The sequence below is a fragment of the Pseudomonas sp. 10C3 genome (genome assembly GCF_036346185.1).
Taxonomy (GTDB): Bacteria; Pseudomonadota; Gammaproteobacteria; order Pseudomonadales; family Pseudomonadaceae; genus Aquipseudomonas.
The window spans coordinates 161805-175813 of sequence record NZ_JASJVE010000005.1 but is presented as its reverse complement, the minus strand read 5'-3'; the positions used below and the strand labels follow the sequence as shown (position 1 = coordinate 175813).

At 57.6% G+C, this 14009-nt stretch carries 7 protein-coding genes; 5 read left to right on the top strand and 2 right to left on the bottom strand.

Features of this window, described 5'->3' with window-relative positions; translation table 11 throughout:
* The first annotated feature begins 69 nt into the window (after positions 1–69).
* Both QN399_RS06715 and QN399_RS06710 read left to right on the top strand, forming a co-directional pair.
* On the top strand, positions 70–2172 hold the full coding sequence (locus QN399_RS06715; RefSeq protein ID WP_322216028.1) for an EAL domain-containing protein: 2103 nt from the start codon (positions 70–72) through the stop codon (positions 2170–2172).
* An 80-nt stretch (positions 2173–2252) separates the two neighbouring features.
* Positions 2253–2999, top strand: coding sequence for an SDR family oxidoreductase (locus QN399_RS06710; protein ID WP_219060158.1), 747 nt, complete (start codon positions 2253–2255; stop codon positions 2997–2999).
* Positions 3000–3025: 26 nt separating this feature from the next.
* On the opposite strand, the gene mapR is transcribed toward QN399_RS06710, so the two are convergent.
* Both mapR and ccoG read right to left on the bottom strand, forming a co-directional pair.
* Positions 3026–4435 carry a GntR family transcriptional regulator MpaR gene (gene mapR / locus QN399_RS06705; RefSeq protein WP_322179402.1) on the bottom strand — a complete coding sequence of 470 codons (1410 nt, stop codon included), beginning with the start codon at positions 4433–4435 and terminating at the stop codon, positions 3026–3028.
* A gap of 58 nt (positions 4436–4493) precedes the next feature.
* Positions 4494–5906, bottom strand: a complete 1413-nt coding sequence (ccoG, locus tag QN399_RS06700) for a cytochrome c oxidase accessory protein CcoG (protein WP_322179401.1) — start codon at positions 5904–5906, stop codon at positions 4494–4496.
* 484 nt (positions 5907–6390) lie between these two features.
* Here ccoG and QN399_RS06695 point away from each other — a divergent pair, with 484 nt between their 5' ends.
* Genes QN399_RS06695 through glgB form a run of 3 tightly spaced genes read left to right on the top strand, consistent with a single transcriptional unit; the run spans position 6391 to position 13985 of the window.
* Positions 6391–8421, top strand: a complete 2031-nt coding sequence (locus tag QN399_RS06695) for an alpha-1,4-glucan--maltose-1-phosphate maltosyltransferase (protein ID WP_322179400.1) — start codon at positions 6391–6393, stop codon at positions 8419–8421.
* A 12-nt stretch (positions 8422–8433) separates the two neighbouring features.
* Positions 8434–11757 (top strand): maltose alpha-D-glucosyltransferase, encoded by a 3324-nt coding sequence (gene treS / locus QN399_RS06690; protein WP_330200734.1) that lies wholly within the window; start codon positions 8434–8436, stop codon positions 11755–11757.
* A complete protein-coding gene (glgB, locus tag QN399_RS06685) occupies positions 11757–13985 on the top strand; it encodes a 1,4-alpha-glucan branching protein GlgB (RefSeq protein WP_323565768.1) in 2229 nt (742 codons plus the stop codon). Before treS ends, glgB begins: the two co-directional genes overlap by 1 nt.
* Positions 13986–14009 lie beyond the last annotated feature (24 nt).

Below are 14009 nucleotides of genomic sequence, written 5' to 3'. Positions count from 1 at the left end.
AGTTGAGTACAATTCTCGGCCTTTCAGCAGCATGAATGCTCATCATCTGCCACGGTCACGAGAACGCTCATGCTTATTGGCAGTTACACACCCTCGCTGGTTCTGATCTCGATTTTCGTCGCAATCCTGGCGTCTTATACGGCGCTGGACCTTGCAGGGCGTATTGTCACGGCCAAGGGCCGCGCGGTTTATCTATGGATGGGTGGCGGGGCGTTGGCGATGGGCATTGGCGTCTGGTCCATGCATTTCATCGGGATGCTTGCGTTCCATCTGCCAGTCGAACTCGGCTACGACTTGCCGATTACCTTGCTGTCGCTGGCACTCGCTATTTTGTCCTGCGGTTTTGCCCTGTGGCTGGTCAGCCAACCGCAACTGCCAGCCCTGCAACTGAGCTTTGGCGCGCTGGTCATGGGCGCCGGAATCAGCGCCATGCACTATTGCGGCATGGCGGCGTTGCGGATGCAGCCGGGCATTGAATACGCCCCCTCGTTGTTTGTGGGTTCCCTGGTGATCGCGGTCAGTGCTTCAGCGGCAGCATTATGGATTACCTTTCGGCTGCGTCGGCAAACGCCCTATGTGCGCTTGGCTAGAGGCGGGGCCGCAGTATTCATGGGCATGGCCATTGTCGGCATGCATTACACCGGTATGGCGGCGGCAGGTTTTGCCGATGGCAGTTTCTGTGGTGCGGTCGGCAGTGGGTTGCGGGTTGATGGCCTGGACACGCTCGTGCTGGTCACCAGCCTTGCGGTTCTGACGATTGCCTTGCTGACGTCGATCCTTGATGCTCGCATGGAGGATCGCACTGCCGAGCTGTCCAACTCGCTGAGCGTGGCCAATCGAGAATTGACCCAACTGGCTCTGCACGACACGCTGACCGGCCTGCCCAATCGGGTGTTGCTGGCGGACCGTATCGAACACGCCATGGGCAAGGTCGACGAGCATGGCGGCTGTTTTGCACTGATGTTCATGGACCTGGATGGATTCAAACCCGTCAACGATGCGTTTGGTCACCATATGGGCGACTTGTTGTTGCGCCAGGTCGCGCTGCGGCTGCGGGAAGACCTGCACGGCAAAAATACCCTGGCACGTATCGGTGGTGATGAGTTTGTCCTGCTGGTCGAACTGAGCGAGACAGAAGACGCGTCGAGCGTCGCAGCTCGTCAGGTGGCTTTGATCGCCCAGCCCTTTATGGTCACCGATCATAGTTTGCAAGTCTCCGCCAGCATTGGCATAGCCCTGTACCCCGGCAATGGCCAGACCCAGCATGAGCTGCTGATGAACGCCGACGCCGCGATGTACCACGCCAAAGGTGCGGGGAAAAACGGCTACTGTTTTTTCGATGCGTCGATGAACACCAATGCGCGCAACCAGTTGCAACTGTTGCAGGACTTGCGTCGGGCGCTCAAACAAGAGCAGTTTTGCTTGCATTACCAACCAAAATTCGATGCCGGTAGTGGCCTGCCATTAGGCGCGGAGGCCTTGCTGCGCTGGCACCATCCACAGCTGGGTTTGCTGCTGCCGGACACGTTCATTGGGCTTGCGGAAAAGACCGGGTTGATTATTCCGATTGGTGAATGGGTGCTCAACGAAGCCTGCCGGCAAATGCGCGTCTGGCATGAGCAGGGCTACAGCCACTGGCGGATTGCGGTGAACCTCTCGGCGTTGCAGTTCTGCCACAACGATTTGGTCACCAGTGTCGCCAGGGCCTTGGCGCTGCACCGTCTGCCAGCGAACAGCCTGACCCTGGAAATTACCGAAACCACCGCCATGAGTGACGCTGACGTCAGCATGACCGTGTTGCAGCAACTGTCAGATATGGGCGTGGACCTGTCCATCGACGACTTCGGTACCGGCTATTCCAGCCTGATGTACCTCAAACGCCTGCCCGCTAACGAGCTGAAGATCGACCGGGGCTTTGTTCGCGACCTGGAGCACGACAGCGACGACGCGGCGATCGTCTCGGCAATCGTCGCCCTGGGCCAGGCGCTTGGATTACGCATCGTCGCCGAGGGCGTTGAAACCGATAAGCAGCAAAACTTCCTGACCGAACTCGGCTGCAACTCCCTGCAGGGTTTTCTTTTAGGTCATCCGTTGCCGGCGGAACGCTTTATGGCGGATATCAGTCGTGCGAAGCGGAAAGAGGAGGTTAAGCGCGTGCTTGATGAAGCGTGATCTGTGTCGGATCATGGCTTTCTCTCGCCCCAAGCCTGCGCTAGGCTGACCACCATTAGCGATTGATCGGAAGCTCACCCATGGAAAAAGTTCTTCTCATCACCGGCAGCTCTCGTGGCATCGGGGCTGCAACTGCTTTGCTTGCCGCAGAGCAGGGGTATCGTATTTGCATCAATTATCTGTCCGACCATCAAGCGGCCGAGCGGGTGTGCGCACACATTCGCAAACTCGGGGCGCAGGTGATGGCAGTGCAGGCAGATGTCAGCGATGAAGATGAAATTATCGGATTGTTCGCCCGGATCGACGCGGAGTTGGGGCCTGTGACGGCGCTGGTCAACAATGCGGGCACCGTCGCGGAGGCCTCCCGGGTCGAAGAGATGTCCGAGTTCCGCATGCTCCGAATGATGAAAACCAACGTGGTCGGACCGATGCTGTGCGCCAAGCACGCCTTGCTGCGTATGTCGCCACGTCATGGTGGCAAAGGTGGCAGCATCGTCAACGTTTCTTCGGTCGCGGCCCGGCTTGGGGCTTCCGGGGAATACGTCGACTATGCCGCCTCCAAAGGCGCGCTGGATACGTTTACCCTAGGCCTGGCGCGGGAAGTGGCGGGTGAAGGGATTCGGGTCAACGCGGTGCGACCGGGCTATATCTTTACCGATTTCCATGCCTTGAGCGGCGATCCACATAGGGTCAGCAAACTCGAACCCGGCATTCCCATGGGGCGCGGTGGCTGTGCGGAGGAAGTGGCCGAGGCGATCATCTGGCTGCTATCGGCAAAAGCCAGTTACGCCACCGGGACGTTTATTGATCTGGGGGGCGGTCGATAGCGTCGCGTGGTGCTTGGCGGGCGTTGTCAGAACGAGCGAATAATCCGGCCCAGGGTCTCCATGGCCTGTTCCGACGCATCATCCCACGGGCTACCGTAGTTGAGGCGGATGCAGTTACGAAAGCGCTGGGTCGGGGAAAATATCGGCCCGGGCGCGATGCTGATGCCTTGGGCCAGGGCCATCTGGAACAGCTTCAGGGAGTCCATGTGTTCGGGTAGCTCCAGCCACAGGAAATACCCGCCTGCGGGCTGGCTGACCCGCGTCTGCGCGGGGAAGTGGCGGGCGATGGCACTGAGCATGGCGCTTTGTTGTTCTTCCAGGGCGTAGCGCAGTTTGCGCAGATGCCGGTCATAGCCACCATGCTGCAGATAATCGGCGATAGCCGCCTGAGCGGGCATCGACGCGCACAGCGATGTCATCAGTTTCAGTCGCTCGATTTTCTGCGCATAACGTCCCGCGGCAACCCACCCGATTCGGTAACCCGGCGCCAGGCTTTTAGCAAACGAGCCGCAATGCATTACCAGCCCTTCAGTGTCGAAGGCTTTCGCCGGCTTCGGCGCTTGCGGGCTGTAATACAGTTCGGCGTAGACGTCATCTTCAATCAACGGAACCTGGTGCTGGCGCAGCAATTCCACTAACTCGCGTTTCTTGGCTTCGGGCATGGAGGCGCCCATCGGGTTCTGAAAGTTGGTCATGCACCAGCACGCTTTGATCGGGTGGCGCTCGAGGGTTTGTGCGAGCACGCCCAGATCGATGCCATCGCGTGGGTGCACCGGAATTTCCACGGCTTTGAGCTTCAGGCGTTCCAGCACTTGCAGGCAGGCATAGAACGCCGGGGCTTCTATCGCGACCAGATCCCCCGGCTCAGTGACCGCTTGCAGGCACAGATTCAGGGCTTCCAGCGCGCCGTTGGTGATCAGCAGTTCCTCTATGGGCAGCATCAGGCCGCCGACCATGTACCGTAACGCTATCTGCCTGCGCAGTTGCGGGTTGCCCGGTGACATGTCGGTGACCACCATGCGCGGGTCCATCTGCCGGCTCGCGCTGGCCAGCGAGCGTGCCAGCCGTTGCAGTGGAAACAGCGTAGGGCTTGGGAATGCCGAGCCAAACGGCACGGTCTGCGGATCTTTGATCGAGTCGAGTACCGAGAACACCAACTCGCTGACATCCACCTCAGTGGACTCACTGGCCTGTGTGCTGATCACCGGCTCGGAAAACTGCCGTAGCGCATTATTGTTGACGAAGTAACCGGAGCGCGGCCGCGCCCGGATCAGTCCGCGTCGCTCCAGCAGGTAATAGGCCTGGAACACCGTCGAGGGGCTGACCCCATACGTCTGGCTGGCATAACGTACCGAGGGCACGCGCTGGCCGGGGCCGAGCACCCCGGAGCGAATCAGTTCAGCGATATCGTCTGCAAACTTTTCATAACGTTTCATCGGTTCTCGCTGACTGGCGGTCTGACGGGGAAGTGAGGCAGGCACCACTTTAAAGGGATCAGCGATTGAGCGGGGCGACAAACCGGCTTTTTGCCAGGCTGCGTACGTTCGCATCATCGCTGTCCACCACTTCAAAACTGATGCTTTGCGAACTGCTGCTTGGGTGTTCGGCGATCATTGTCACGGACACTGGAAAATCGAAGATTTCCCCCGCAGCGAGGCTGACCTCGGTTTTACCCTGCAGCTGGAAGTCGTCCCCATCGACAAGCGCCAGATGATACTGCTGACGCTGCTGGGTTTTGTTGATGATTTTCAGGCTGTAGATGTTTTCGATCTGGCCTTGGCTGTTTTCCCGGAACAGGCCCCGGTCCTTGCTGACATCCAGCGACACCATCGGCCGCTCGACCAGCGCCAGCACCAGCGCGCCGATCATCACCAGCAATACGGCGCAGTAGCCGATCAAGCGTGGCCGCAGCAGACGGGTTTGACCGCCTTGCAATACGGCTTCCGAGGTGTAACTCACCAGACCACGGGCATAGCCCATTTTGTCCATGATCGAGTCACACGCATCGATACACGCGGCGCAGCCAATGCATTCCATCTGCAAGCCGTCACGGATGTCGATACCGGTCGGGCACACCTGCACACACATCTGGCAATCGATACAGTCACCCAGACCCACTGACGCTGGATCGACCTCACGTTTACGCGGGCCACGGTTTTCACCGCGAGCGGCGTCGTAGGAAACGGTGAGGGTGTCTTTGTCGAACATCACGCTTTGAAAGCGCGCATAGGGGCACATGTGCATGCAGACTGCTTCACGCAGCCAGCCAGCATTGATATAGGTCGCACCCGCGAAAAACAGGACCCAGAACAGACTGACGCCACTCAACTGCAAGGTCAGCAGCTCATTGGCCAGCGGTCGAATCGGGGTGAAATAGCCGACGAAGGTCAGACCGGTCAATACGCTGATCGCCAGCCACAGACTGTGCTTGGCCGAGCGCCGCAGCAGTTTTTTCATGCCCCAGGGCGCGGCCTGAAGTTTGATCCGCTGATTACGCTCACCCTCGGTGAGCTTCTCGCACCACATGAAAATCCAGGTCCAGGAACTCTGCGGGCAGGTGTATCCGCACCAGACTCTTCCTGCGAACACCGTGATGGCGAACAAGCCAAAGGCACAAATGATCAGCAATGCCGACAGCAGAATGAAGTCTTGCGGCCAGAACGTCGCGCCGAAGATATGAAATTTACTGTCGGCCAAATCCCAAAGGACAGCCTGGCGTCCGCCCCAATCGAGCCAGACGGTGCCGAAGAACAGCAGGAATAGAAACCCCGCGCCACTGACACGTAAATTACGGAACAGCCCGGTAAAACTGCGGGTATGAATCAAATGATCACTGGACTTGACCTTCACGTTTGCTCTGGAAGGTTCGACGCGTTCAATGATCTGGACAGGAATTCTTTCGCTCATGGTCGGATGCTCATCAGCCCGTATCAGGCGGCTGAACTATGGCCGAGCATCTGGTTGCATAACAGACTCAGGTATTTGAATAAAAAGCGGATCAGATTGGAGGCTTGCCCAGGCTTTGGCACGGGCAATGCTGTGTCGTATTTCGTGGAGTCAGGTGTTTCCGCAGGGAAGGGGCTACTGATCCTCGTCCCGAATGCCAATTACTCCCGGACTGTTCCAGCGTTTGACAGGTTGTACCTTGGGGCTGTGCAAATCACTCGGGCTATTGCCAAAGCCCGGTCTAAGCTGTCACTCGCGGCTAAACCGTTTTGAACTTTTCCCACCTGGATGGGCTCGGAAACTAGGCGGGCCGATCCGGTGTGCCGTCGCTGGCAGTCGGCTGCTGAACACCTGTTTTGTTCAATGCTGGGTGTAAACATACAGTTCCTAAATGCACGGATTCTGCTGAAGAGCGTCTTTAAATGGGCGTGAGGAGTGATGCTCGATGAATGTGACCGCTGATCAGCCCTACGGCCCGGATTCTTTGGCCAGTGACGTTCCACACCCGACCCGACCTCTGTCTTTGACCCAGGCCCTGCAATTACCGCGGATCGTGATCGAAAACACGATGCCAGTGATTGAGGGGGGGTTATTTGCGGTAAAGGCAATCATCGGGCAACCGGTGAGTGTGACCAGCAAAGTATTCGCCGATGGGCACGACAAGCTGTCGGTGTTGATTCGTTGGCGTGCAGCCGATGAAGAGCACTGGCACAGTACTCACATGCAAGAGCTGGTCAATGACAGCTGGGAAGGCGAATTCACCCCGACGTCAGTCGCCCTTTACGTCTTCAGGCTCGAGGCCTGGATCGATCAGTTCGCCAGCTATCGCTATGAGTTGCGAAAAAAGCATGGCGCTGGGGTGCCGATCCATCTGGAGTTGGAGGAGGGTCGCGTTCATTTAGTCCAGGCCGCTGAACGCAGCCAGGTCGAACTGCGACAGCAAATCAGTGCAGTGATCGAGCGGTTTGGGCAGAGCGAGCCCGCGGCCCAGGTCGCGTTGCTGCTGCACAGTGAAACGGCGGCGCTGATGGCCCAGGCCGAGAATCATGCCTACCTGAGCCGTAGCGTCGAATTCCCGCTGGATGTGGAGCGTGAACGGGCGCAGTTCGCCAGTTGGTATGAGTTGTTTCCGCGTTCGGTGACTGAAGATCCGACGCGCCACGGCACCTTCAATGACGTGCTGTTTCGTCTACCGATGATTCGAGACATGGGTTTCGATGTGCTGTATTTTCCGCCGATCCATCCTATCGGCCGCGCCCATCGCAAGGGGCCGAATAACTCGCTGCAAGCGGGGCCTGATGACCCGGGTAGCCCTTACGCCATCGGCAGCGCCGACGGTGGGCATGACGCGATTCACTCGGAACTGGGTAGCCGCGAGGACTTTCGCAATCTGGTGAAGACCGCTGCTGAGTATGGGCTTGAGGTTGCTCTGGATTTTGCCATCCAGTGCTCGCAGGATCATCCGTGGCTCAAGGAGCATCCGGGCTGGTTCTCCTGGCGCCCGGACGGCAGCATCCGTTACGCGGAAAACCCGCCGAAGAAATACCAGGACATCGTCAACGTCGACTTCTATGCCCCCGACGCGATCCCCAGTTTGTGGCTGGAGTTGCGTGACATCGTCCTGGGCTGGGTCGAGGAGGGCGTAAAAATCTTCCGCGTCGATAATCCGCACACCAAACCGCTGCCTTTCTGGCAGTGGATGATTGCGGATATTCGCAGCCAGTACCCTGAGGTGATGTTCCTCGCAGAAGCGTTCACCAAGCCAGCGATGATGGCGCGGCTGGGCAAGGTCGGGTATTCCCAGAGCTATACGTATTTCACCTGGCGCAACACCAAGTCCGAGTTGGCGGAGTATTTCACCCAGCTGAATCAGTTGCCGTGGCGAGATTGCTACCGGCCGAACTTCTTCGTGAACACGCCCGATATCAACCCGTTCTTCCTGCATGAGTCCGGCCGCGCAGGCTTCTTGATTCGTGCGGTGCTGGCAGCCATGGGCTCGGGCCTGTGGGGCATGTATTCCGGGTTTGAGTTATGCGAGGCAGCGCCGGTGCCTGGCAAGGAAGAGTACTTGGACTCGGAGAAATATCAGCTGCGGCCACGGGATTACAACGCGCCGGGCAACATCATTGCCGAAATTGCTCAACTCAATCGTATTCGTCGACAGAACCCTGCGCTGCAAACGCACTTGGGCCTGAAAATCTACAACGCCTGGAATGACAATATTTTGTATTTCGGCAAACGCAGCGCCGATGGCAGCAACTTTGTTCTGGTGGCTGTCAGCCTCGACCCGGTCAACGCCCAGGAAGCGCATTTTGAATTGCCGTTGTGGGAAATGGGTCTGCCTGACGACGTGGCAACTGCGGGTGAAGACCTGATGACGGGCCATCGCTGGACCTGGTATGGCAAAACGCAGTGGATGCGTATCGAGCCTTGGCATCAACCTTTCGGCATCTGGCGTATTCAGACCACGGATTAAAAGGAATCAACGATGGCAAAGAAACCCAGGCATGCAGCCTTCATCAATGACCCGCTGTGGTACAAGGACGCGGTCATTTATCAGGTTCATGTAAAGTCATTTTTTGATTCAAATAACGATGGGATCGGCGATTTCCCCGGCCTGATCGCCAAACTCGACTACATCGCCGAGCTTGGGGTCAATACTGTCTGGCTGCTGCCATTCTACCCCTCGCCACGGCGTGATGATGGCTATGACATTGCCGATTATCGAGGCGTACATGCCGATTACGGCACAATGGCCGATGCCAAGAAGTTTATCGCTGAGGCCCATGACCGTGGTCTGCGGGTGATCACTGAATTGGTCATTAATCACACCTCGGACCAGCACCCATGGTTCCAGAAAGCCCGTGCGGCCAAGCGTGGCTCCAAGGCACGGGATTTTTACGTGTGGTCGGACAGTGATCAGAAGTACGACGGCACCCGAATCATTTTTCTCGACACCGAAAAGTCCAACTGGACCTGGGACCCGGTTGCCGGCCAATACTTCTGGCACCGTTTTTATGCCCACCAGCCAGACCTCAACTTCGACAATCCGCATGTGATGGATGCGGTACTGCAAGTGATGCGCTACTGGCTGGACATGGGCATCGACGGCCTGCGCCTGGATGCGATCCCGTATCTGATCGAGCGCGACGGGACTAATAACGAAAACCTGCCCGAGACCCATAAGCTACTCAAGCGGATCCGTGCCGAAATCGACGCCAACTACCCTGACCGCATGCTGCTGGCCGAAGCCAATCAATGGCCGGAAGACACGCAGCTGTACTTCGGTGATACAAAAGGCAATGACGGCGATGAGTGCCACATGGCATTCCACTTCCCGCTGATGCCGCGTATGTACATGGCCGTGGCACAGGAAGACCGCTTTCCGATTACCGATATTCTGCGCCAGACGCCCGAAATTCCTGCGAACTGTCAGTGGGCAATTTTCCTGCGCAATCACGATGAGCTGACCCTGGAAATGGTCACTGATCGCGAGCGTGATTACTTGTGGAATTACTACGCCGCCGACCGCCGGGCCCGGATCAATCTGGGCATCCGTCGGCGTCTGGCGCCGTTGGTACAGCGTGATCGACGTCGCGTCGAGTTACTCAACAGCATGCTGCTGTCGATGCCCGGCACGCCGACGTTGTATTACGGTGACGAAATCGGCATGGGCGATAACATTTATCTGGGCGACCGCGATGGCGTGCGCACGCCGATGCAATGGTCCATTGACCGCAACGGCGGCTTTTCCCGTGCTGACCCGGCAAGCCTGGTGCTGCCGCCGATCATGGACCCGCAGTACGGGTATCAATCGGTCAATGTCGAGACCCAGAACAACGACCCGCATTCGCTGCTGAATTGGAATCGACGGATGTTGACGGTGCGTAAGCAGCAGAAAGCATTCGGCCGGGGCACCTTGAAAATGCTGTCGCCCACCAATCGGCGAATTCTGGCCTACACCCGTGAGTACACAGGGCCGGACGGCAAGACCGAAATCATTCTGTGTGTGGCTAACGTCTCCAGCGCGGCTCAGGCGGCGGAACTTGAGCTGTCGCCGTTTGCTGGCATGGTTCCGGTTGAGATGCTCGGTGGCAGCGCATTCCCACCTGTCGGCCAGCTTCCGTACCTGCTGACGTTGCCACCCTATGGCTTTTATTGGTTCCTGCTGGCGGCGGAAAACCAAATGCCGAGCTGGCATGTTGAACCAGTGAAAAGCATGCCGGACTTCCCGACCCTGGTGTTGAAAAAACGCCTCGAAGAACTACTGGACGAGCCGTTGCGCAGCACCATGGAGAAGACGTCGTTGACGCTTTATCTGCCTAAGCGCCGTTGGTTTGCGGGTAAGGACAAAGCCATCGATCAGGTGAGCATTATTTACGCAGTGCGCTTTGGCGACGCACAGCATCCGGTGTTATTGAGTGAAATTGAAGTCACTGCGGGCGATCATCAAGGTCGCTACCAACTGCCTTTCGGTCTATTGGCCGAAGATGACATCAGCAGCGCATTGCCTCAGCAGTTAGCGCTGGCTCGCGTACGGCGCGGCCGTCAAGTCGGCCTGATTACGGACGCTTTTACGCTGGAGACGTTCATTCGCGCGGTCATCCAGGGCATGCAGGCCAGGACGGTTCTGCCGTGCAGCGAAGGCGAGTTGCGCTTTGAGCACACCACAGCAATGGACAGCTTGGGGTTGCACAACGAATCCGAAGTACGTTACCTCTCGGCTGAGCAGTCGAATAGCTCCGTGGTGGTCGGTGGCAGCCTTGTCCTGAAAATGATCCGTCGTGTCAGTGCGGGCACTCACCCGGAACTGGAAATGGGCGCGTACCTGACTGCAGCCGGCTTTGGGTATATATCACCGCTGCTGGGTTCGGTCGTGCGTATCGATAAACAAGGGCAAAGCAATTTACTGATGATTGCTCAGGGTTATCTGAGCAATCAGGGTGATGCCTGGGAGTGGACCCAGAACAACCTTGAGCGGGCGGTGCGTGATGAGTTGTCCTACGGCCGTTCTGAGCAGGAACAGCATTACAACGCCTTGTTGGAACTCTCGGATTTCGCTGCCTTGTTGGGGCAACGTCTTGGCGAGATGCACCAAATACTGGCAGCGCCGACCGATAATCCGGATTTCGCCGCCGAACCCACCGGTGTCAAAGACAGTCAGCAATTGGGTAGCAGCGTGGTGGCTCAACTGGAGCGTGCCTTGCAGTTGCTCGAACAACACGCAGTCAGTCTTGAACCGGTCGACCAAGCCCTGGTCACTGAGCTGCTGAGCAAGCGCAAGCAGGTGATGGCTTACATTCAGGCGCTGGCAAAACGTTCTGTGGGCGGCCTGCGTCTGCGCGTGCACGGTGATTTACACTTGGGGCAGGTACTGGTGGTAAAAGGTGATGCCTATTTGATTGACTTTGAGGGCGAACCCGCGCGTTCATTGACTGAGCGCCGAGCCAAATACAGTCCGTTCAAGGATGTCAGTGGTGTGTTGCGGTCATTCGATTACGCGGCGGCCATGGCGGTGCGCAATGCGCGAAGCGTGGACACCTCGGCTGAAGCCGCGACCGCTCGAGAACGCGTGGCGCAAACCTATTTGACCCAGGCTCGTCAGGCCTTTCTCGACGGTTATCGCCGGGCGACCACTGACCTGGCCCACGGCTGGAAAGATGCGAAGGGCGAAAGCGCCACGCTGGAATTATTTACCCTGGAAAAAACTGCCTATGAAGTTGTCTACGAAGCCGAGCACCGCCCCAGCTGGTTGGCCGTACCTTTGCAAGGCTTACGTGGGCTGCTGACCTTGTCTGATGGAGAATTATAATGAATGCACCTAAGGAAAACGGCAGGGGCATATCGGGATTGCTGCCCGGGGCCGCCGATATGGATGCGTTGATCCGCGCCGAACATCATGACCCATTCTCCATGCTTGGCCCCCGTGACGATGGTGCGGGCGGGCAGTTTATCCGTGCGTACCTGCCCGACGCGTTAAGTGTGAAAGTGCTGTCGCGTGAGGGTGAGCAGGAGCTGGGGACCCTTGAAATGAGCGAGGTACCGGGTTTTTTCGCTGGACACTTTCCTCGCGCGCAGCCTTACTTATTGAAAATTAACTGGGCTGGCGGTGAGCAAATCACCGAAGACCCTTACAGCTTCGGCCCTTTGTTGGGCGAGATGGACCTGTATTTGTTCGCCGAAGGCAATCACCGGGACCTGAGCAGTTGCTTGGGGGCGCAGGTCAAGAATGTCGACGGCATCGACGGTGTGCGCTTTTCTGTATGGGCACCCAATGCGCGGCGCGTGTCGGTGGTCGGCGGTTTCAATAATTGGGACGGTCGTCGTCATCCAATGCGCTTGCGTCACCCCGCAGGGGTTTGGGAAATATTCATTCCCCGGCTCAAGCCCGGCGAAGCGTACAAATATGAAATTCTGGGCGCCAATGGAATTCTGCCACTCAAGGCCGACCCTATGGCTTTGGCCACCCAATTGCCGCCAGACACGGCGTCGGTGGTGGCAGCACCGTTGCAATTCGACTGGCAAGACAATGGCTGGATGCAATCGCGGGGCGAGCGTCACGTGGCGAGCGCGCCATTGTCGATCTATGAGTTGCATGCGGGGTCCTGGCAGCTCGATCACAGCGATGAATTTGTTGTTCGTCAATACAACTGGCACGAACTGGGCGAGCGCCTTATTCCCTATATCAAGGAGCTGGGCTTTACCCATATCGAACTGATGCCAATCATGGAGCATCCGTTTGGCGGCTCTTGGGGTTATCAACCGCTTTCGCAGTTTGCCCCGACGGCTCGTTTCGGCTCGCCAGATGACTTTGCTGCTTTCGTCAACGCTTGCCACCAGGCCGATATCGGCGTGATTCTCGATTGGGTGCCCGCGCATTTCCCCACCGATGCTCACGGTTTGGCGCAATTCGATGGCACTGCGCTTTATGAGTACGGCAATCCGCAGGAAGGTTTCCACCAAGATTGGGACACGCTGATTTACAACCTGGGCCGCACAGAAGTGCATGGTTTTATGCTCGCGTCGGCATTGCATTGGCTCAAGCATTTCCATGTTGATGGCCTGCGTGTGGATGCGGTGGCCTCAATGCTTTACCGCGACTATTCACGCAAAGCGGGGGAATGGGTGCCCAATCGCCATGGCGGTCGAGAAAATCTCGAAGCCATTGATTTCTTGCGCCATCTCAACGACGTGGTAGTACTGGAGGTGCCCGGCGCGATGGTCATCGCCGAAGAATCCACTGCCTGGCCTGGCGTCAGCCAGAGCACGCAGCAAGGCGGTTTGGGCTTTTCCTATAAATGGAACATGGGCTGGATGCACGACACCCTGCATTACATGCAGCAGGACCCTATCCACCGCGCCCATCACCATGGGGAGCTGAGTTTCGGCCTGATCTATGCCTGGTCCGAGAAGTTCATCCTGCCGATTTCCCACGATGAAGTGGTGCACGGCAAGCATTCGCTCATTGATAAAATGCCTGGTGACCGTTGGCAGAAGTTCGCCAATTTGCGTGCTTATCTGGCGTTCATGTGGACGCATCCAGGCAAAAAGCTGTTGTTCATGGGCTGTGAGTTTGGCCAATGGCGCGAGTGGAACCACGACGAGCAACTGGATTGGTATTTGTTGCAGTACGCTGAACACATCGGCGTGAAGAAACTGGTGAGCGATCTCAACCGAATTTATCGTGAAGTACCGGCACTTCACGAACAGGATTGCGTGCCTCAGGGGTTTCAATGGGTCATCGGTGATGACGCGGCCAATAGCGTTTTTGCCTGGTTGCGCTGGAGCAAGGAGGGCGATCCGGTGTTGGTCGTCGCTAACCTGACGCCTGTGCCCCGTGAGAGGTATCGCATCGGTGTTCCGTTCGCCGGGTTGTGGACCGAGCTGCTAAACAGCGATGCGAGCACCTATGCGGGTTCTAACGTCGGCAATGGTGGCGGCGTGCAGACCGACGACAGTAAAAGCCATGGAATGCCGGTGTCATTGGCGCTGAACCTGCCGCCTTTGGGTGTGTTGATCCTGCGGCCAAAGCTGGATTGATGTTGCCGGGTGCTGCGGCTTGAC